This window comes from Listeria cornellensis FSL F6-0969, assembly GCF_000525855.1.
In the GTDB taxonomy this organism is placed as follows: domain Bacteria; phylum Bacillota; class Bacilli; order Lactobacillales; family Listeriaceae; genus Listeria_A; species Listeria_A cornellensis.
The window spans coordinates 34,997-55,593 of the sequence record NZ_AODE01000020.1; the positions used below are offsets into that span (position 1 = coordinate 34,997).

Sequence of the window (20,597 nt, forward strand, 5' to 3'; positions counted from 1 at the left end):
ACAAAAGCTACGAATGAGTGGCTTTGGTACGGCGTTTCTTTTTATTTCTGCAGGATTTCAGCGGCTTTTAGGGCAGCTGGAGTCGCATTTTTGTCTGTTAGTAAATCCATTGGAACCCATTGATAAGTGCGTGTTTTCGTAGGTTCGGATTGGAAGATGAGCGGAACGGCTTTCTCCGCTGAAAAATCAACGCTCATATAGAAAAGAGCCGTGATGTGTTGCAAAATTCGTTTATCAAGAAAAGGATAGCCAACAAGGAAATCGTAGACGCCAAGATTGGCAGTAATATCGGGCTTTCCGCCAATTTCCGCTATATTTCGTTTAAGGCAATCCATCAGTGTTTCGTCGTCGTTTAGTTTGCCCCCAGGTAGATCCCATTTCTGCTTATAGGGATCGTTTTCGCGTTGTATCATGAGTAGTTTGCCGTTATCTTCTGCGACGCCATATACGCCCAAACTTCGGTGCCAGTTGCTCATTGTTCTTACCTCCTGTGATGTTGTTACGTTTAGGATAGCATGTTTTCTTTCTAAATGGGAGCCTTTTGGGAAAAAATTATCAAACTTTGGGAGGGAATTCATTGTGTGATAAGGGTTTTCAGGTTATAATAGAACGTATATTCGTAATTTAGGAGGGCTACAATGAAAGAGATACGATTTGTACATATGGCGGATTTACATTTGGATAGCCCGTTTTTAGGCTTGAAGCAGTTGCCGGATGAGGTTTTTAGGCAGTTAAAGGATAGTACGTTTGTGTCGTTTGCGAAGGCTGTGGATGTGGCGATGGAAGAAATGGTTGATTTTGTAATTATTGCAGGGGATATATATGATGAGGAAGATCAGAGTATTAAGGCACAAGCTCGGTTTTATCGGGAAATGGAGCGCTTGAAACGGAGTGGGATTCCGGTTTATATGATTCATGGCAATCACGATTATGTGGCGAAATATCAGGATCGGTTGCAATTGCCTGATAATGTGACGGTTTTTGATACGGAATTAGAATGTCATGCTTTTATTAGTTCGCAGGGATATAAGGTGAATTTGTATGGATTTAGTTACGGAGAGCGTCATATTAGAGAGGCTGTTTATACGAGATATAAGCGTGAGGGTGAAGCTGATTTTCATATTGGTTTGTTGCATGGTTCGGAAATGACAGGAAATCCAGTGCAGGATGTGTATGCGCCGTTTCGAGTGAATGAGATGAAACAGATGGATTATTGGGCACTTGGACATATTCATATACGACAGGTTTTAGCGGAGGAACCAATGATTTATTTCCCGGGAAATATTCAGGGGAGACATCGTAAGGAAACTGGTGAGAAAGGTGTGACGCTTGTTTCATTGCGTGAAACGGGAGCGGGGTTGGTATTTGTTGATACGGCGCCAATTATTTGGGAGGAGAAAACGCTCGAGATTCAGGCGGAAATTGATTTTTCGGGGCTTTTTCAGTTGTTGATGCAAGCGGTGAAAGAGGCTACAAGACCAGATAAGGCTGTTTTATTGTCGTTGGTTGTGAAGTCGGAAGTGGCGCTTAGTAGTGATGTGAAGCAGCGAATGGACAGTGGTGAATGGCTGGATATGTTGCAGGAGCTTTGGATGGATGAGCCTAATTTCGTTTGGGTGATGCGGGTGACCTATGAGGTGGCGAAGCAGGATACGGATTGGTTGGCTACATCGGGGCTTTTGAATGAATGGGAGCTAGCGAAAGCGGATTTGAAGCAGGAGAGTGCGTTTTATCAAGCGACAGAGAGTTTATTTGCGAATGGAGCAACGAATCGATTTTTGGAGGATTTGGGAGAAGGGGATCGGGAAAGACTTGTGGAGGAGTCTGCAAGTTTGCTTGAAAATATGTTGGAACAGTTAAAGGGTGACATCAAATGAAGATTAGTGCGTTGGAAATTGTCGGATATGGTAAATGGGAAGGTAAAAAAATAGAAGGATTGCAGGATTTTCAATTGTTTTTCGGGGCGAATGAGGCTGGAAAGTCGACGATTATGGCTTTTATTCATAGTATTTTATTTGGTTTTCCGACGAAACAGCAGAGTTTGCCGCGGATGGAACCAAAGAGTAAAGGGGCATATGGCGGGAAACTGGTGTTGGAGGATACGATATTTGGTCGGGTGATGGTAGAGCGATTGCGCGGAAAAGCGACTGGAGATGTTACGGTTTATTTTGAGGATGGTTCGACTGGAACAGAGGCTTATTTAGAGCAGATGCTTGGGGGAATGGACCGGACGCGTTATCAGTCTATTTTCTCGTTTGATATTCATGGGTTGCAAAATGTGCAGAACTTGAAGGAAGTGGATTTCGAGAGGTATTTATTGGCAACGGGGACGATTGGTTCGGATGTGTTGATTCGGGCGGAGGAGCGATTGCAGAAACGTTTGGATGAACTGTTTAAGCCGAGTGGGAAAAATCCGAAGTTGAATCAGCAGTTGTTGAAGGTGAAGCAGGCGTTTGCGACGTATCAGGACGGGAAGCGGAATAATCAGCAGTATTTGCGTATTGTGGAGGAATTGGAAGGGGCGCAGGCTGGTGTTTCGCGGGCGTATACAGAACGGCAAGGACTGCGGATGGAGATGGAGCAAGAGGAAGCGCTACTAAAGGTTTGGCCGGTTTATGAGGAATGGCAGTTTTTGCGGAAGCAGATGGAGCAGTTGGGTGATTTGGATTTTCCAGCGAATGGAGTTGTGCGATTGGAGCATCTGGAGGCGCGGGAGAAGGAGTTGAACGCGCAACTCATTCAGTGGCAGGAACGATTGGTGCAACTTGTGGAGCAGCAGCGGGCGAGTGATTTGTGGAGTGATTCGGATGCGGAGAAAGTGGATGGCTTGCTTGAGATATGGCCGCTTTTTCAGGAATGGCAGAGGCGTGCAGGTGAGTTAGAGCTGGATATTCGTTATTTGGATCAGAAGGAGTCGCAACAGTTTGCTTCGCTGGATGCGGTGAAAGTGATTCCGGAGGACGAGGATATTTTAACGATGCGGCTAGATGTTTCGGTGGAGCAGGATTTGGCTCGATTGCAGCAGGAGTCTGAGCAGAATCGAGTTCAAGTTGTGGAATTGGAGCAGCAGCAGGCGTGGAAGAAACACGAGTTGGAGCAGACTCAGAAACAATGTGAGGATTTGGAGCGGAATTTGTGGTCTTCGGCGAAATTTCAACAGGTACAACAGCAGTTGGAGCGGCCTGAAACGAGGAAGCGAACGGTGTATCCTGTTCCGGTGATTGGTTTTGCTTTGTTGTTTTTGGTGAGCTTGATTTTAGCTGGTGTTTTGCAGTGGGTTATTTTATATGGTATTGCGGCTTTATTTCTTGTTGGGATGGTATTTGCTTGGATTGGATTCGCTCGGAAACAGGGAGGGAAAACTTCTTATGAACCGGCAGAGTATGGTGCTTTTATGGAGCAGAAGCAGGCGAGAGCGGCGCTTAAGAAATGCTACGATGGGATGGATCACTTGGCGCTAGAGATAGAGCAGAATGAGCGACGATTGAGGGAACTGCAAGTTGTGGATACGGATTTGGATGCTAAATGGCAGGCGTATCGAGAGCTGTTTTTCTTACCTAGTGATTTTTCTGGGAAGCGTTTGGAGAGTATTTTTTTTGTGTGGCGTGAGATTAAGCAGGGGATTGAAAACAAGAGGAAGACCGCAAAAGATGTGCAGATGCTTCGCGGGAAAGTGGCGGAATGGGAGGCGAATCTGGAGGAATTGGTGCAGCAATTGGATCTGGAATCGTTGCCTGTGGTTGAGCAAGTGATGCTTTTGAAAACGAAGCGGAAGGCTCGGAAATCGTTTGTCGCGGAGATTGCGAAGTCACAGGAGAAAGAGGAACAATTGCGGAATCAGATTGCTATTTTGGAGCGGGAAAAAAAATTCGATAGCGCTTGATAAATCGGAATTGTTGAAAGCGGCGAATGTGAAGAATGAGGAATTTTTTCGTCAGAAGGGATTGCAGGTGGAGCAACAGTGGAAATGGCAGGAACGGGCTGTGTTACTTCGGGCGCAGATTACGGATTCGCATTTGGAGAGCTTTGCGGGGATTCAGCAGGAAAGTGAGATTAGTGCGCAGGTGTTGGAGCGTAAGGACCGGTTACGGGTGCTGGATACTGATTTAGATCGTTATCGCAAGGTGATTGCGGAGAAGGAATTGGCACGGGAGACACTTGAGGATGGACAAAGTTTTTCGGATCGGATGCAGCATTTTTATTCGGAGCAGGAGTCTTTTCAGGAGTTGGCGAAGGAATGGATGCGCGTGAAGTTGGCGAAGGAAATGGTTGGTCAGATTATGCGTAAGTTGCAGGAGGAGAAGTTGCCGAAAGTCTTGACGCGTGCGACGCATTTCTTTGATGTGCTTTCGGTGGGAAATTATAAGTTAGTTCGATTCTCGGAGAATAGGTTGCAGGTGGAACGGTATGATGGGATGCGCTTTTTCCCGGAGGAGTTGAGTCAGGCGACGAAGGAGCAGTTGTATTTGGCGATTCGGTTTGCGGTGATTCAGATGCTACACGCGGAATTACGATTGCCGATTATTATTGATGATAGTTTTGTGAATTTTGATGAGGAACGTTTGGAAGAAATCATGGTATTATTACAGGAGATACGGCGGGAGAATCAGGTGATATTTTTTACATGTCATAAGCAGCTTAGCAAATATTTTTCCAAGGAAGAGCAACACATGCTATACTAAAGGGGTAAAGTAGAGGCGAAAATGGAATCGGAGAAAGTAGGCGATCTGAAGATGGATAAGAAATTACTGGATTATGAAATTGGTGAAGGGCTTGATTTGTTTCTATTAATAAAATCGAGTACGAAGGGAATCGCGAGCAATGGTAAGCCTTTTTTATCGTTAGTTTTACAGGATAAATCGGGGGAATTGGAGGCGAAACTGTGGGATATCTCGGACAGTGATGAGGAAAATTATGCGAGTCAAAATATCGTGAACATCGTTGGGGAAGTGCAGAATTATCGTGGTAGAAAACAGTTGAAAATTCGCCAAATTCGTCAGTCATCAGGACTTGATGGTGTGAGTATTGGGCAGTTTATGGAGACGGCACCGATTGATAAGGTTGAGATGAGTGAAGAGGTAACGAAGTATATTTTTGAAATGCAAAATCCGAATTTGCAGCGGATTACGCGTGCGCTTTTGAAGAAGTATCAGGATGATTTCTTTGATTATCCGGCGGCTGTGCGGCATCATCATGAATTTGTTTCGGGACTTAGTTTTCACGTAGTATCAATGTTGCGATTGGCGAAATCAATTGCGGATTTGTACCCAACGGTGAACCGTGATTTATTGTATGCTGGCGTGATTTTGCATGATCTTGGGAAAGTGATTGAGCTTTCTGGGCCGATTTCTACTACATACACACTGGAAGGAAATTTGATTGGTCATATTTCGATTGTGGTAGAAGAAGTAAGCAAGATGGCGGATGAGCTTGGAATTGAAGGTGAGGAAGTTGTGATATTGAAGCATGTTCTTTTGAGTCATCATGGGAAGGGCGAGTGGGGTAGTCCTAAGCCGCCACTTGTGAGAGAAGCGGAGATTTTGCATCAGATTGATTTGATGGATGCGACGATGAATATGATGGATAAGGCGCTACGCCATACGAAGCCTGGAGAATTTTCAGAGCGGGTATTTGGATTGGACAATCGATCGTTTTATAATCCGAACTTTAAATGAAGTGCTGAAAGAGCCCGTTTAGCTTCGACAGAAATTGTTAGGGGGCGCAGTGAAAGTCCTCTTTGACTTTTACGGAGGCCACGAAATTTTCGAGAGGCTGGCTCTTGAAGCCGGATCTGGAGGTCATGACGCAGAGCCACAACAAAGCTAGATCGGGGGGAGATGCTGGTATGACGTAAAGCAAGGATTACATGCTCACTGCGTTCTCATGCATATTGAGGCTCTAAATCAGCAAAAGATGCTTCATAAGAGCTACAACATAAAACAAGCAATCAAAAAGTAAAAGAAAAGAGGAATAAGACATGATTAATAAAATCGGGCAAGTGATGATTTACGTTAACGACCAAGAGGCAGTTGCTAAATTTTGGACAGAAAAAGTAGGATTCGTAATCAAATCCGAAAATGCAGCAAGTGACGCAGAACGCTGGATTGAAATCGCGCCAACCAAAGATGCTGCAACGACATTCGTCCTTCAAGATAAAGTAGCCGTGGCCAAAGCCCAACCAGAAATGAACTTGGGAACACCATCTATCTTACTATATGGTGATAATCTGGATGCGATGTACGAAGACTTTAAAGCAAAAGGTATCACAGTCGGTGCGCTTGTAGATGTGCCAAATATGGGCCGCGTTTTCAACTTTGCTGATCCTGAAAATAACTATTTTGCAATCCTTCAAAAATAAGCAAAAAAAGACCTGAAATCTATCACAGATTTCAGGTCTTTTACTATTACTTAGTAGTTGTCGATGAATCAGTTGATGCAGAACCGTCATATTGCTTGAATGCATCTTTCAAATCTTTATCATCAATCTTAACGTCAGCTTTTTTGTAAATCTTTTGTAGTGCTGCAGTTTTTGATTCAGCAGTTACTTTCGATGCCAAGTAGTCTTTCTTCACTTGTGCTTTGTCTTTTGCAAAGTCAGTTTTTGCTGGGTGGTCAAGCATTTTGATGATGTGGTAACCAGCGTCTGTTTTGATAACAGGGCTGATGTCACCTTTGTTTTTCAATGCGTAAGCTGCTTTTTCGAATTGAGGTAACATTTTACCAGGACCGAATGGAGCTAATTTACCGCCTTGTGTAGCAGAACCTGTATCTGTAGAGTTAGCTTTTGCTAATTCTTCAAAGTTACCGCCAGATGTTACTTTCTTGTGAAGTTCATCTGCTTTCGCTTTGTCAGCAACTAAGATGTGTTCTACTGTGATATTTGGTTGCCACGTTTTGTAATATGCTTCTAGTGCTTTATCGCTTGTATCAACAGAAGCTTCTGCTGCTTTTGTGCTTAAAAGATCGAATTTAAGGTAGTCAGACTTGAATGATTTCTCTGTGTAACCACTTTGTTGTAACATACTCGCAAGTTGGTCACCATATTGGTCTTCGAAAGTCTTGTATGCTGCATCGATTTCTTTATCTGTCACTTTGTATTTGTCTTCTAAAATCTTCGTCATTGCTAATTGTGATACATATTGATCGCCGACTTTAGCTTTCATTGCATCGTAAAGTTCTTGTTGTGTAACGTCTCCGGCTTTGGTTTCAACAACAGCATCGTTCGCTGAATTTCCACAAGCTGCTAAGCTGAATAGACCCATCATTGATACCATACCTAATACTAATTTCTTCTTCATTAAATAATACACGCTCCTCAAAGTTTTAAATAAGTTCTGCTTAACTACATAATTTATCATACCACATAATGGGTGATAATAAAGCAAAATGTCAAAAATCTAATCTATTTCTAATTTTTTCTGTTGTTTCTCTCACATGTTTTTTTTTTAGGATAACATAATCCCTTCCAGTGTCGCTGAAAACAGTAGTAACAGGACGCCAATATTCACAATTCGATAAAATAATTGGCATTGTTTTGGGTTGAAATCTTGTTTTGTGGCGTATCGCTCGACTAACAAATTAAAAGCTAATAAAGCGAGGACTCCAAAAACGGTGTACAAGACGTAAAGTAACACTGTATCCCTCCTTACTCTTCTGAAACAAGCACCGAAAAGCCACGATCAGCATCTTCCACAAAAGTATGTTTTGGTGTTCCGATAATGTTTCTAATATGAATGAAATCTGGATAGCACATACCTGCATGAATCGCAATCAAAATAAGAAAGAGTGGCGAGTGGAGTACAGGTGTCGCGAACATAGCAACGATTAGCAGCGCCGAGATAACGACAAATGGCAAAGCAAGTGATGCAATGTACCGCCATTTCGGAATGACGCGTTTTACTTTTACTTGTAAACACGGCACGATATAAAAGTGTCGTTTAAAGCGCATCTGCACGCCATCACGATAACGTAATAAGGCGAGTAAATGAAGCCCTTTATGAATCGGATACAATAGAAGTAAGGCGATAAACGTCGGCAGTTCAAAAACCCATCACAAATTGGCCAGGAAAAACCAGATTTTCAACTAAAAATAAGATGCACATCACGAGAAGTGAAATTAAGCTGGATTTAAAAAAAGACGCGATTATACTCATCTCTTCGTTCCACATTAATTGTCTTTAAACAACGCATGGATAACTAATCCTCCAGTACAATAATAAAATAGTAATCTCCTTGGATCACCTTAGTATTGTAGTCCCTGCGGCGCTTTTTTTCAACCCTTTTTCGAGTAATAAATAATGGACTGTGTATAAACTGTGACAAATGTAGCTTTTTATACCATTGAAAAAGGCGCAAATGCCCTGCGAGAGAACAGTTTGCACCTTTTCATTTAATTGCTTTCTTTTTTTGTCTTTTTTTTAGTGTTTTTTTCTAAATCTGAGATCGTTTTTTGCATATCTTTAATCTCGTCTTTAAGGCGGGCTTTTTCGGGTTCCATTTCCTCGTTCCAATTGGCAACGGATTCTTTGATATCTGTAGATAAATCCTTGAGTAAAGTCGTGCCTTCTGTACCTAGAACTTGAACGGATTGGAATAAATCTGTCGCATTATAGGCTAATTCTTTCAAAATAACGCTTGCTTCGCCTGATTTAGAGGCGATATCGTGGCGCAGTTCGCGACCTGACTTAGGTGCTAAAATAATAGCTGTTGCGGCGCTTGTTATACCACCAATAAGTACGCCGAGTAAGATTGATTTTGCATTCATAGTTAACACTCCTTTAGACTTCTTTGGCAATTTTGTTGGCTAGTTCTTGGAAGGCTTCTTTTGTATACCAGTTGGCATTATCCGCCCATTTCAAACCGAAATCGTCTTTATTTGTATAGCGGGGAATAAGGTGGATATGAAAATGAAAAACGCTCTGTGACGCGATTTCTTCATTGTTATTCAAAATGTTGAGTCCTTTTAATGGCAAGGCTTTTTTGAGGCCTGCCGCAATCTTCGGAACACGCCTGAAAATTTCTGCGGCCGTTTCTTCCGGCAAATCAAAAATATTACGCGCGTGTTGTTTTGGAATGACCAGTGTGTGTCCTTCTGTTACTTGTCCTAAATCAAGAAAAGCGTATACTTGGTCATCTTCGTAAACTTTAGCAGAAGGAATCTCGCCGTTTACTATTTTGCAGAAAATACAATCATCCATATTGAATTAGACACCTCCGAATAAATTCACTCTCTATGTATCTAATGTACCATAAAAACGCACAAAACGCATGTCTGAAACAAGGTCAAAATAGTTAATTTATAGCGAAAACGGTATCAACTGTGCTATTATAGGGACAATAAGATGGATAATAGGAGTGATAACATGGCTTTAGTGGAGGTTCATAATTTAACTGGTGGCTATACGAAACGCCCGGTTTTAAAAGATATTTCCTTTGCAATTGAGGAGCGCCAAATCGTCGGGCTGATTGGTTTGAACGGTGCTGGTAAAAGTACAACGATTAAACATATTACAGGTTTGATGCAGCAGAAGAAAGGTACAATCACGATTAATGGGCACACGTTGACGGAAAATACGGAGGAGTATCGCAAACAGTTCGCGTATATTCCAGAAACGCCAGTACTATATGAAGAGTTAACGCTGAAAGAGCATTTGGAGCTGACGGCGATGGCGTATGGTTTGACGGAAGAGGAAATGAAGACGCGAATGGCGCCACTGCTTAAAGAATTTCGTTTGGAGAAGAAGCTGAATTGGTTTCCGGCGCATTTTTCAAAAGGGATGAAGCAGAAGGTGATGATTATGTCGGCGTTTTTGATTGAGCCGAATTTGTATATTATCGATGAGCCGTTTGTTGGGCTTGACCCGCTTGGTATTCAGTCACTGTTACAGTGGATTGAGGAGATGAAGGATACGGGCGCTAGTATTTTGATGTCAACGCATATTTTGGCGACGGCGGAGAAATATTGCGATAGTTTTATTATTTTGCATGATGGAGTTATTCGTGCGCAGGGGACACTCGCTGATTTGCAGACGGATTTTGAAATGCCAGGAGCCTCATTGGATGAGATTTACGTACAATTAACAAGGGAAGAAGAGCAGGCCGATGAAGTTTGATGCGGTAGATTTATTTAAGAAGCGTTTTGGTAGTTATATGGAAGAAGTCAGCCGATATATGCGCTATATGTTGAATGACCACCTGTTGTTCGTGCTGATTATCGGTGTCGGAGCGTTTGTTTACTCATATTCTGGCTGGGTGAAGACGCTGACGCCTGTTTTTCCGGCTATTCCTTTGATGGTGATTTTACTGACGGCGGCGATTGCGGTGACGACGATTAATACGTTGCTTAAACGGCCGGATGCGGTTTATTTGATCGTACAGGAAAAAGGGATGGATCAGTATTTCAAAAAGGCGAATATGGCAAGTTTCTGGATGCAGATTTATATCTTTATTTTAGTTTTAGCTGCGTGTATGCCGATGTACGCTGCGGTGACTGGATTTAGTTTTTCCCGATTTTTCCCGTTATTGCTTGTGATGCTTTTGATTAAACTGTGGAATGTGTATTTCCAGTGGGAGACGATGAAGCTGGAAAATACCGATACGACGTGGTTGTTTACGCGGGTTATCGTGAGTGCGGCGCTGATTTATTTGGTGCTGGCGTTCAACTTGACTTGGTCGATTCCAGTCGCGTTAGTTGTGTTGCTCGCGAGTTATGTGTGGATGAAGCGCAAAACGGTGGGGCTGACGATTAAGTGGGAGTATTTGATTGATAAAGAGGAAGCGCGGATGAATCGGTTCTATCGTCTAGCCAACCTATTTACAGATGTCCCTCATTTAAAAGGAACCGTGCGTCGTCGTGCGTATTTGGATTTCTTATATCGCCTGATTCCGTATGCGAAAGAGAAGAGTTTTGCGTATTTGTGGAGCCGTACGTTTGTGCGGACGAACGAATTTATGGGCTTGTATGTGCGCTTAACGGTGATTGCGTTCTTGTTACTCGTTTTTGTACAAGGATTTTATCTCAATATTATCTTTTCGCTGTTGTTTATTTATTTGACAGGATTCCAGTTCATCCCGATGTTGCGCCATTTCGATGGGCAGGTCATGTTAAAACTGTATCCGATTGACGACCATTTCAGACGGCGTTCGTTCATTCACTTTTTGCGGATTTTACTCGTGGCTCAGGCGTTGTTGTTTGGGATTGTGGGGATTGCGCAGAACGGATCGATTGGCGGCGTGATTATTTTGGGGATAAACTTGGCGTTTGTTGCGGTGTTTACGTTTGTGTATGTGCCGTATCGGGTTAAGAAGATATATGCATGAATTTCCTGAAAATTATATGTAGGTACACTGTTTTTATTCGGATTAGAATAGAAACATTGCTGGAATAGAAACACTTTGTTATAATAGAAATGAAAAGGAAGCCATGCACTAACATGGCTTCCTAGTGCAAACACCGTATAAGATGGTGTGACAGCCTTAGATCAATGACCACTCAGCTGTGCGAGAGCTTATGAGTGGTCTTACTTTTTGTCATCTTTACTGTTCATGATCATAACGACTAATCCCGCGAAGGCGATCATGATCGTTAATGATTCAAAGACAGTCATGCTTAATCCTTTCTAGGAGAAACCATAAATAACATAGGCATCACCTGCTTTCATAAAAAGAAGGCTGCCGACTACATCACAAACAAGCTTGAACGTTCTAGTATATCATAGAAATGAGTAAATAAATTTAATGTACATTCCAAAAGTAAATCATCTCTATTTTGAATATGTTATGATGGTTAGGGACAAAGCTAAACTGGTGGTGACTTTACATAGAAAGTAGAGTAATAGAGAAAACAACGATAAGAAATCAAGTTTAGATTTCTTATCGTTGTTTTCTGAAGTATTGTTTATTGTAACCGCTTTTTATTTCTCATCATGGAAGTATTCTGGGAAGTGGAAAACATCTACGTGCGAGAAACCGCTTTGTGAGCTGTTGCTGCGAATGAGATCCATGATTTTGTTGTGTGATGCGCCGGTTTTCCAGTGTTGGTAGTCGTCGCCACTATTCCAGAAGGTGATGATTAAATACTTGTTTTCAGTTCTAGATTGTAGTAATTGCATGCATTGTAAACCGCGTGCCTCGTGCAATGTTATCGAGATGGATTGGTATAATTTCTGGAAAATAGGAATTTCTTCAGAACGTAGATATAAGTATTCGAATGTGACGGTGCCGTGGCCTCTAATGTCGCCAAAGCTTTGTTGATGCGGTAAGCTGTTCCTTCTTTGAAAACGGTTGGTTCAGCTGTTTCTTCGAGCAAAATGGAGTCGCCGAAATTTTGTAGTAATGTGATGTCGCGGGTTGGGTTATCCGAAAGAATTTGACGAAGATAATGTTCCGTTCCACTTGTGATATACGCATATTTCATAATAATGGCCTTCTTTCTAAAGTGTTATGCAAAATAGGGATAAATTATTCCATACCTAGATAGTACAACTATATTCCTCTTTCTGCAAAAATAAAACGTTATGGAGCTACTTATCTGGTTTTTGAGTCATTTTTTTTGGTATGCTGTAGATTGTAATGAGTATAAAGTGCGCTCGGAATTTATGTGCTTTAATGAACAATGAAGGGGTTTTGTTATGAAGAAGTTAGAGAATGACTTATTTTTACGTGCCGCTAGAAAAGAAGCTGTGGACAGGATCCCGGTTTGGTATATGCGGCAAGCAGGGCGCTCACAGCCAGAATATCGCAAACTAAAGGAAAAGTATTCATTATTTGAAATTACGCATCAGCCGGAGCTATGTGCTTATGTGACGCGTCTTCCTGTGGAGCAGTATGGTGTCGATGCGGCAATTCTTTATAAAGATATTATGACGCCACTTCCTGGAATGGGTGTGGACGTGGAGATTAAGAGTGGGATTGGGCCAGTGATCGCGAATCCGATTCGAACGGGCAAGGATATTGAGCGGTTGGCGTTGTTTCAGGCGGACGAGCATGTGCCGTATGTGCTGGACACGATTCGTTTGTTGACGGAGGAGCAACTCAGCGTACCGTTGATTGGCTTTGCTGGTGCACCATTTACGCTTGCGAGTTACATGATCGAAGGTGGCCCATCGAAAAGTTATCACCAAACGAAAGCGTTTATGTATACACACGAGGCGGAATGGCATATGCTGATGCAAAAATTAGCAGTCATGACGGCGGATTATTTGTTAGCGCAAATGAAAGCTGGCGCGAGTGCTGTGCAGATTTTCGATTCGTGGGTTGGAGCGCTTAGTGCGGCGGACTACCGTACATATATTAAACCGGCAATCATGCAAATCGTGGCGACCGTGAAGAAAGCGAGTCCAATGACGCCTGTGATTATGCAAGCGGTTGGCGCGACGCATTTGTTAGCGGAATGGCAAGACCTTGGCGTTGACGTTGTTGGTGTGGATTGGCGGATGTCGATTGCGGATGCGAGAAAGCGGGCTGGTGGCATGGCGTTACAGGGGAATCTGGATCCATCGCTACTTTTGGCGCGTGAGAAGTGTTTGACGCAAGCGGAACTTATTTTAGCAGAAGGGACGCAGGAACCGGGCTTTATTTTTAATTTAGGACACGGCGTTTTTCCGGAGGTGTCGCCTGCGATGTTGAAGGAATTAACGGCTTTTGTACACGATAGAAGTGCAATTTTACTAAGGGGTGGAGAAGCGTGAGTAAAAAAAGTTGGATTGTTGGTAATGGCTTATGGAACGCCGTATAAAGATGAGGATATTGAGCGTTATTATACGGATATTAGGCATGGTCGTACGCCGAGTCAGGATTTGATTGATGATCTTCGTTCGCGTTATCATGCGATTGGTGGGCTTTCACCGCTCGCTAAAATTACGCAGGCGCAAGGCTACGGATTGGCGGAGACGCTGAATGGTATGCAATCGGATATTGCATTTAAAACGTATATTGGATTGAAGCATATCGAGCCGTTTATTGAAGATGCGGTGCAGGAAATGAAAAATGATGGTGTGGAAGAGGCGATTTCGATTATTTTGGCGCCGCATTATTCGAGTTTTAGCGTGAAGGAATATAATGGTCGTGCGCTGAAGAAGACGGAAGAGATTGGTGGGCCAACGATTAAGACGATTGATAGTTGGTATGATGAACCGACATTTATCGAGATGTGGGCGAAACGCATTAATGATGTGGCGATTCCAAAAGAGGAGCTAGATCAGACGGTGCTTGTTGTTTCGGCGCATAGTTTACCAGAGAAGATTAAAGAGCATGGCGATCCGTATCCTGACCAGTTGGCGGAGACGGCGAAACTTATTTTTGATCAAGTGGATGTGCCACATTATGCGTTGGGTTGGCAGAGTGAGGGCAAGACTGGAACGCCTTGGCTTGGCCCTGATGTGCAGGATTTGACGCGTGCTTTGTTTGAGGAGCATGGCTATAAGCATTTCATTTATACGCCGGTTGGTTTTGTGGCGGAGCATTTGGAAGTGCTGTACGATAATGATTACGAGTGTAAAGTTGTGACGGACGAAATTGGAGCGACATATCACCGCCCACCGATGCCAAATGATGATAAAGAATTTCTAGATGTGCTGGCAACGGTTGTTTGGAAAAATTGGAGTAAATAGAGAGAAATCTAACTAAAAAGGTGCGTGTTTCCTGTGGTTAAGAAAAAGATAGTTGTGATTGGTGGAGGTATTACAGGATTATCCAGTACATTTTACTTGAAAAGGGAGCTTGAAAAACAAGGTTTAGACTATGAATTGGTATTGCTGGAGGCTGGGACAAAAGTCGGGGGAAAGATTGAAACTGTGCGGCGTGATGGCTACGTGATTGAGCGGGGGCCGGATTCATTTTTACGGCGAAAACCGGAAATGCAGGAGTTAGTACGGGATCTTGGACTTGAAGACCAGTTGGTGGAGAACGCGACGGGGGATAATTATGTGCTCGCAAAACAGGGACTTCATGCGATTCCTCGTGGTTCGATTATGGGGATTCCAGCGCGATACCGTCCGTTTTTCAAGACAGGATTGCTATCTGCGAGTGGGAAACTGCGCGTGATGGGTGATTTGTTTTTGGGAAAGCAGCAAGTGGATGGTGCGGATATGTCGTTGGGGGCATTTTTGCGTGCGCGTGTTGGTGATGAAATGGTCGACAATGTTTTAGAACCGCTGATGTCAGGAATTTATGCGGGAGATCTGGATGAGATGAGTGCGGAGGCGACCGGTGAGCAATTTTTAAAATTGGAGCGGGAGCATGGCAGTCTGATTAGAGGGATTCGCGCAATTTATAATGAAACGACGGCGAAACAGAGTACGGAATCGACGTTTTTGACGCTACGACAAGGTTTAACGACGATTGTGGAGGCGCTGGAAAAAGAGCTTTCTGCTAAAATTATAAAAAAAAGGCAAACGCGTGCATAACATTTCGAAACAGGCGCGCGGCTATGAGTTGACAGTTTCAAATCAGGAGAAGCTTCATGCAGATAGTATTTTTATCGCGTTACCGTACCATGAGATTATTCCGATGTTCCGAGATGACGCGATTTTTGAGGAAATCGGTGAGATTCCAGTTGCGAGTGTGGCGACGGTCGGGATGATTTTTCCAAAAGATGCGATTGAGAAGGATATTAAGGGAAGCGGTTTTGTTGTGTCGCGAAATGAGGATTTTTCGATGACGGCGTGTTCTTGGATTCACCGGAAATGGCCGCATACGGTTCCTGATGACAAAATTTTGCTGCGTGCGTTTGTTGGTCGTAGGAAAGAAGAATCAATCGTTGACTTAGCAGATAAGGCGATTGAGGAGACGGTTCTGAATGATTTGAATCGGATTATGACGATTAATCAGGCGCCGGAGTACACGATGGTCACGCGGTGGCGGAATAGTATCCCGCAATATACGGTGGGACATGTGCAACGGAAAGAAGCGATTTTTGAAGAATTTAGGAAAGCCTATCCGGGCGTCTTTGCTGGTGGTGCATCGTTTGACGGCGTCGAGTTGTCGGAATGTGTGCGGCAGGGGAAAGACGGGATGAGCACAGTCTTAAATTATTTGAAGGGAATCACCACTCAAAATTAAAGAATAGCTAGAAGTAAAGTTTGTTTATTAATGTCATCATCGGCATTATGAACAGGCTTTTTTTTGTTTGAAATAGTTCATAACAGACAAAAAACTTTTCTGATGTTTTTTATATTTTTTTGAGGGTATTACATAAATAGTTACAATCATAAGCAATGATATACATAAAACGTAAATTTTTAGGTCTGTAATTATAACTGCAAATCAAAGCTGGGAGTGACGAAATGAACAAAAAGAAAACGTGGCGTATGTTTTTTTATTTAGGCATGATTAGTCTGATTATTGTGGGAATAGTCACAGGACATTCTGTTTCTGGTGAACGTAAAGAAAATGTTGCAGCTCCGTCACCAGCTGCAACAATAGCGCTAGGAACAAGCACTTTAACGGGTTCTTATGCAACTGGTTCTAGTGGACAGGGCATCATGCATTTAACTTACCAATACACGCCCTTAGTTTCGCTCACTCTGAATGATGTTCCTCTTGTAATCGTGCAGTTACCAAGTGAAATTGGTGATCAGTTAGCAGGTAATATTAGCAAACAAACCGCATTTTTGAATAGTTTAACAGGTACAATAATGTATCCACAAAATCTGCTGAGTAACCTGACATTTGATATGCAAGCAACGAATAGCGGTGTCGTAAAATCCTACGATGAAGGGACGCATTCCGTCGTGTTTACTTTTCCCAAGAGCACCACATTATTAAGCCTTACAAATACATGGAAAGTAGATATGAACTTAGATGCAGGCGTACTTTACCGAAATGCAATCTCTGTTCCTAACCCTTACAACGGCACAAATTACACCGCAAAAGGGACGCTCGTTTCAGCGTCAGAAGGCATTAATTTAATCACTGGAAATGCCAGAACTGCAACAATCACGACGGCATCATTTGGCATTGGGAATTACCCAGTTTTGGCGATTTACCCGCCTGTTTTAGCCGACACACTGTCGCATCTTGGAACAGTAATCAGTGGAAATGCGAGTCAAACGCTGGACGGCAATTATACATACACTGCTGACATAACATACAAAACACGAGCAGGCGCGACTACAAAACAAACGAATTTACCAGTTAATGCTTCGGGGATTTTTACAACAACACTCGCTGTTCCTTATGAATATGGAGATACGGCAACGGCAATTTTACGAGCTAAATCTAAAACAAATACAGATATTTACGAAACAAAATCAAGCGCACTAATTACCGCAAAATGGCCGATCCAGGACGCCACATTAAATCCAGCTAAAGTTGGTGATACACAAGTTACAGGAGTGTCCAACCAAACGAATCCAGGCATTTATAAAGCTCATATAACGATAAATCAAACAAATTATGACGTCATACCACAGGTTGATGGGAGGATATCATTAGCAGGAATTCCAGCTTTACGCTCAGGCGATCAAGTAAGCATTATCATGCAAGGCTATAGCACTCGAACTGGAGAATTGCTCGTATCAAGTGCCTCAACGACAACCACGGCAAGATATAACTCACCTAGCTTAGCAATATTTCAAAAAATAGAGCGCAAAAATGGAAGCGATGTTTGGGAAGGCGCACCGAGTGTAGCATCCAACCAAAACATCAGATATATTGCCACTACAACATTACAAAACGCAAACGCAATATGGATGAATCAAAATGTAAAAATACACATACCATCCGGCCTCATCAATATAAGCAATATCACACTCACAAAAATAAGCAATGGCGTAACGACACAACTCACAGCGCCGACAATGATTAGTGATCCTACGAGCCCGTCTATGCAGTCGATCCTAGGCACAGTTAGCAATAATCCACTCACAGTCCAGGGTGATCAAATACAGCTACAATACACCGCTACAGTTGCCTCTACAGCTTATCCGCCAAACCTCACTAGCACTATTTTTGCAAATGGGCAAACCGGGAATGCTACGGCGATTCCAGAAATAAGTAATAGTATAGTCATTCCAATTACAGATGGCACGTTAAAGCTGTTGGAAGTGCCTAGCTCTATTACATTTACTAATATTCCGATTCCAAGTAAGCCGCAAATATATAACCGCACGAATGCCACAGGAACAATCAAAATTCGTGATGGCAGGGTTAAAAAAACACCATGGCAACTCTACGTTCGAGAAGATGTACCGCTAACGAACAGTGACAATCAAAAATTAGAGCAGAGCCTAGTATATAGTCAAAATAATGTCGATTCTATTTTGAATGCAAGTAATCAACTTATTGTTAACCAAAGCCAGCAGGATGACCAGCTGTATGAAGTAATATGGCAACCTACAGAAGGTATCCGATTAAAATTAGCACCCAGTCCCAATCTAGTGAAAAATAAGCAATATACGGGAAAGTTAATATGGACACTTGCAGATACACCAATGTAATTATATTAGGTTATCCTAATTGATTAAATAAAAGGAGAAAGTGGGAAAACAAATGAAGTCGAAAAAATGGTGGGCAATTTTAGGAGTAGTGAGTACTTTTGTAGGGGGAAGTGTGTCTGTATCCGCAGCAACAGCAGGTAGTATGGATTCCATCACAGATACAACATTTATTCAAGATACGACGACAACCTCACCGCTCGATCCAACTAATCCGAACACGCCAGTTGGGCCTGTGGATCCGACAAATCCGCTCGATCCACATGAACCAGGAACCGCTGGGCCACTGAGCATCAATTACGTCTCCAATTTTCATTTTGGGAGTAATGTAATCACACCGGCAACCACCACATATTACGCAAAATTAGATAAGGTGAAAGTGACGAGTACAGGGAATGTGATTGACGTTCCTAACTTTGTACAGGTAACAGATAAACGTGGTACAAACGCTGGTTGGAAGCTAACGGTGATGCAAAATGGGCAATTTACGACACAAGATGGCACTGCGAAAGAACTAGATAACGCAGAACTAAGCCTTGTTGCGGGTACTCCTAAATCACTCACAGATACTAGCTATGCACCAACAACCTCGGTGGCAACGCTTGATCCAGTAGGGGGAGCTTCTTCTGATATCGCAACAGCAGCCGATAAAAAAGGAATGGGTACATGGAGCATTGCATTTGGCGAAGGTGCAGCATCGGAGACGGGTGTCAGCTTGAAAGTGCCAATTGACACCGCCAAAGTTGCCAATGTACAATACAAAACATCACTCACTTGGAACTTAGAGGACACGCCTAACTGATAATACCCAATAAATCCAGCGATGCGTGTTTGTATTCAAATGAAGAAGATACCAACATGTGTCGTTAGATTTATATTTTGATGCCAGTATAGAGAAAGAAGGAACCTAAATGAGACCTAATAAGATAATAATCACGATTTTACTGTTAATCATGATTTCGCTGATACCTGTAAGGACCGAAGCTTCAGAGTTAGGATTTTCGGTTCAAGCAATATTACCTGATAATCAAATAGATCCGTTACATACTTATTTCGATTTAATGATGAAGCCCAATCAAAAACAGGCGATTCAAGTTGCGATAACCAATGATAAAGAGGAAGATATCCAAGTACAAGTATATGTGAACACGGCGATGACTAACAAAAATGGTATCATCCAGTACTCTGAAACTGCACCTAAATTAGATTCCTCGCTAAAAACACCATTTAAAAGTATCGCTAAAACAGAGAATATTGTTACTGTTCCGAGCAAAAGCACCAAAAATATATCGGTTGACATTCAGATGCCACAAGAAAAATATGACGGGATTATTCTAGGCGGGCTTTATTTCATGGAAAAGAAAGCGGATAAAGCGACGGGAAGTAAAGATAATATCCAAATAACCAATCGCTATTCGTATACCATCGGGGTTGTATTGCGAGAGTCCGATACAGAAGTTTTACCTGATCTCAACCTACAAAAAAATAAAAAAAAGGACAGCTTATAGCTCAAAACACTATTTTTGCTAATTTACAGAACCTGAAAGCCGCTCTATTAAACGATTTGGATGTAACGGCTAGTGTATATAAACAAGGCGATACGAATCCGATAAAAAAACAACAAACCAATAATTTGAGAATGGCACCTAATTCTAATTTTGATTACGCTATAAAATGGGATAATCAAAAGTTCAAACCAGGGAAATACAAGATGGTTATTGATGCGAAGAGTAAAGGGCAGACATGGCATTTACGAAGGAATTTTACGATTAATTCGAAAGAGGCAGATAAATTGAATAGTACGGCGATAAACCTGGAGCAAGAATCGACGCCGGTTTGGCTGTACGTAGGAATAGGGATTGTTTGTGCATTGTTGGTGGGTGTTGTTGCTTATTATACAGGGAGAAGGCGGAATCAAAAAGGAGACTGATGACAATGTTGTTGTGACTCTTATGAGGCATCCCCTGCCGATTTAGAGTCACAATATGCATGAGAGCAAAGCGAGCATGTAATCCCCCAGTGACTCTTATGCGCGAAACAATGTGCTACTGCTAAAGCTAATAAGAAGCAGGAAACTATGATGAGTCACAATATGCATGAGAGCAAAGCGAGCATGTAATCCCCCCAGTGACTCTTATGCGCGAAACAATGTGCTACTGCTAA

At 42.5% G+C, this 20,597-nt stretch carries 23 protein-coding genes; 15 read left to right on the forward strand and 8 right to left on the reverse strand.

What is annotated here, in order from left to right:
• Positions 1-41 precede the first annotated feature (41 nt).
• Positions 42-476, reverse strand: a complete 435-nt coding sequence (locus tag PCORN_RS17355; protein ID WP_051999381.1) for an NUDIX domain-containing protein — start codon at positions 474-476, stop codon at positions 42-44.
• A 162-nt stretch (positions 477-638) separates the two neighbouring features.
• Here PCORN_RS17355 and PCORN_RS09930 point away from each other — a divergent pair, with 162 nt between their 5' ends.
• The 5 genes from PCORN_RS09930 to PCORN_RS09950 all read left to right on the forward strand — a co-directional run bounded on the left by PCORN_RS09930 (position 639) and on the right by PCORN_RS09950 (position 6,358).
• The gene (locus PCORN_RS09930; RefSeq protein WP_036079923.1) at positions 639-1,877 is read left to right on the forward strand and encodes a metallophosphoesterase family protein; all 1,239 of its coding nucleotides are present in this window, start codon (positions 639-641) and stop codon (positions 1,875-1,877) included.
• Positions 1,874-3,883: an AAA family ATPase gene (locus PCORN_RS09935; RefSeq protein ID WP_036079926.1), complete on the forward strand. Its 2,010-nt coding sequence runs from the start codon at positions 1,874-1,876 to the stop codon at positions 3,881-3,883. The genes PCORN_RS09930 and PCORN_RS09935 overlap by 4 nt, the downstream gene beginning before the upstream one ends.
• On the forward strand, positions 3,843-4,682 hold the full coding sequence (locus tag PCORN_RS09940) for an ATP-binding protein (protein ID WP_036079929.1): 840 nt from the start codon (positions 3,843-3,845) through the stop codon (positions 4,680-4,682). The genes PCORN_RS09935 and PCORN_RS09940 overlap by 41 nt, the downstream gene beginning before the upstream one ends.
• Positions 4,683-4,733: 51 nt before the next feature.
• Complete coding sequence (gene yhaM / locus PCORN_RS09945) at positions 4,734-5,675, forward strand: 3'-5' exoribonuclease YhaM (RefSeq protein WP_036079970.1); 942 nt, start codon at positions 4,734-4,736, stop codon at positions 5,673-5,675.
• 302 nt (positions 5,676-5,977) lie between these two features.
• Positions 5,978-6,358 (forward strand): VOC family protein, encoded by a 381-nt coding sequence (locus tag PCORN_RS09950; protein ID WP_036079932.1) that lies wholly within the window; start codon positions 5,978-5,980, stop codon positions 6,356-6,358.
• A 46-nt stretch (positions 6,359-6,404) separates the two neighbouring features.
• Here PCORN_RS09950 and PCORN_RS09955 read toward each other — a convergent pair whose 3' ends face one another.
• The 5 genes from PCORN_RS09955 to PCORN_RS09975 form a co-directional block, all read right to left on the reverse strand.
• Entirely contained in the window at positions 6,405-7,298 is an 894-nt protein-coding gene (locus PCORN_RS09955; protein ID WP_036079935.1) for a peptidylprolyl isomerase, read from the reverse strand.
• Positions 7,299-7,445: 147 nt separating this feature from the next.
• Positions 7,446-7,634, reverse strand: coding sequence for a hypothetical protein (locus PCORN_RS09960; protein ID WP_036079938.1), 189 nt, complete (start codon positions 7,632-7,634; stop codon positions 7,446-7,448).
• An 11-nt stretch (positions 7,635-7,645) separates the two neighbouring features.
• Positions 7,646-8,011 carry a DUF3267 domain-containing protein gene (locus tag PCORN_RS09965; RefSeq protein WP_241433150.1) on the reverse strand — a complete coding sequence of 122 codons (366 nt, stop codon included), beginning with the start codon at positions 8,009-8,011 and terminating at the stop codon, positions 7,646-7,648.
• A gap of 378 nt (positions 8,012-8,389) precedes the next feature.
• The gene (locus tag PCORN_RS09970; protein WP_036079941.1) at positions 8,390-8,764 is read right to left on the reverse strand and encodes a YtxH domain-containing protein; all 375 of its coding nucleotides are present in this window, start codon (positions 8,762-8,764) and stop codon (positions 8,390-8,392) included.
• 13 nt (positions 8,765-8,777) lie between these two features.
• Positions 8,778-9,197, reverse strand: a complete 420-nt coding sequence (locus PCORN_RS09975) for an HIT family protein (protein WP_036079944.1) — start codon at positions 9,195-9,197, stop codon at positions 8,778-8,780.
• Between the two features lie 165 nt (positions 9,198-9,362).
• Between PCORN_RS09975 and PCORN_RS09980 the strand changes: the two genes are divergently transcribed.
• Positions 9,363-10,112 (forward strand): ABC transporter ATP-binding protein, encoded by a 750-nt coding sequence (locus tag PCORN_RS09980; RefSeq protein WP_036079947.1) that lies wholly within the window; start codon positions 9,363-9,365, stop codon positions 10,110-10,112.
• A complete protein-coding gene (locus PCORN_RS09985) occupies positions 10,102-11,319 on the forward strand; it encodes an ABC transporter permease (protein WP_036079949.1) in 1,218 nt (405 codons plus the stop codon). The genes PCORN_RS09980 and PCORN_RS09985 overlap by 11 nt, the downstream gene beginning before the upstream one ends.
• Before the next feature lie 593 nt (positions 11,320-11,912).
• On the opposite strand, the gene PCORN_RS21085 is transcribed toward PCORN_RS09985, so the two are convergent.
• Positions 11,913-12,137: an antibiotic biosynthesis monooxygenase family protein gene (locus PCORN_RS21085; protein ID WP_338151771.1), complete on the reverse strand. Its 225-nt coding sequence runs from the start codon at positions 12,135-12,137 to the stop codon at positions 11,913-11,915.
• A gap of 2 nt (positions 12,138-12,139) precedes the next feature.
• Entirely contained in the window at positions 12,140-12,415 is a 276-nt protein-coding gene (locus PCORN_RS20310) for a hypothetical protein (RefSeq protein ID WP_241433151.1), read from the reverse strand.
• Between the two features lie 214 nt (positions 12,416-12,629).
• On the opposite strand from PCORN_RS20310, the gene hemE reads away from it, so the two are divergent.
• From hemE to PCORN_RS18470, 8 genes are all read left to right on the forward strand, one after another.
• Entirely contained in the window at positions 12,630-13,688 is a 1,059-nt protein-coding gene (gene hemE / locus PCORN_RS09995) for a uroporphyrinogen decarboxylase (RefSeq protein ID WP_036079952.1), read from the forward strand.
• A 15-nt stretch (positions 13,689-13,703) separates the two neighbouring features.
• Positions 13,704-14,609 carry a ferrochelatase gene (gene hemH, locus PCORN_RS10000; protein WP_277620190.1) on the forward strand — a complete coding sequence of 302 codons (906 nt, stop codon included), beginning with the start codon at positions 13,704-13,706 and terminating at the stop codon, positions 14,607-14,609.
• 33 nt (positions 14,610-14,642) lie between these two features.
• Entirely contained in the window at positions 14,643-15,404 is a 762-nt protein-coding gene (gene hemG / locus PCORN_RS20840; RefSeq protein WP_051999382.1) for a protoporphyrinogen oxidase, read from the forward strand.
• Positions 15,397-16,059: a protoporphyrinogen oxidase gene (hemG, locus tag PCORN_RS20845; protein ID WP_051999383.1), complete on the forward strand. Its 663-nt coding sequence runs from the start codon at positions 15,397-15,399 to the stop codon at positions 16,057-16,059. Before hemG (PCORN_RS20840) ends, hemG (PCORN_RS20845) begins: the two co-directional genes overlap by 8 nt.
• Positions 16,060-16,283: 224 nt before the next feature.
• Positions 16,284-18,437: a WxL domain-containing protein gene (locus tag PCORN_RS10010; protein WP_036079958.1), complete on the forward strand. Its 2,154-nt coding sequence runs from the start codon at positions 16,284-16,286 to the stop codon at positions 18,435-18,437.
• A 52-nt stretch (positions 18,438-18,489) separates the two neighbouring features.
• On the forward strand, positions 18,490-19,236 hold the full coding sequence (locus PCORN_RS10015) for a WxL domain-containing protein (RefSeq protein ID WP_036079973.1): 747 nt from the start codon (positions 18,490-18,492) through the stop codon (positions 19,234-19,236).
• A gap of 109 nt (positions 19,237-19,345) precedes the next feature.
• Positions 19,346-19,942, forward strand: a complete 597-nt coding sequence (locus tag PCORN_RS18465) for a DUF916 domain-containing protein (RefSeq protein ID WP_077913861.1) — start codon at positions 19,346-19,348, stop codon at positions 19,940-19,942.
• 32 nt (positions 19,943-19,974) lie between these two features.
• Positions 19,975-20,364 carry a DUF3324 domain-containing protein gene (locus PCORN_RS18470; protein WP_338151772.1) on the forward strand — a complete coding sequence of 130 codons (390 nt, stop codon included), beginning with the start codon at positions 19,975-19,977 and terminating at the stop codon, positions 20,362-20,364.
• The last annotated feature ends 233 nt before the right edge of the window (positions 20,365-20,597 follow it).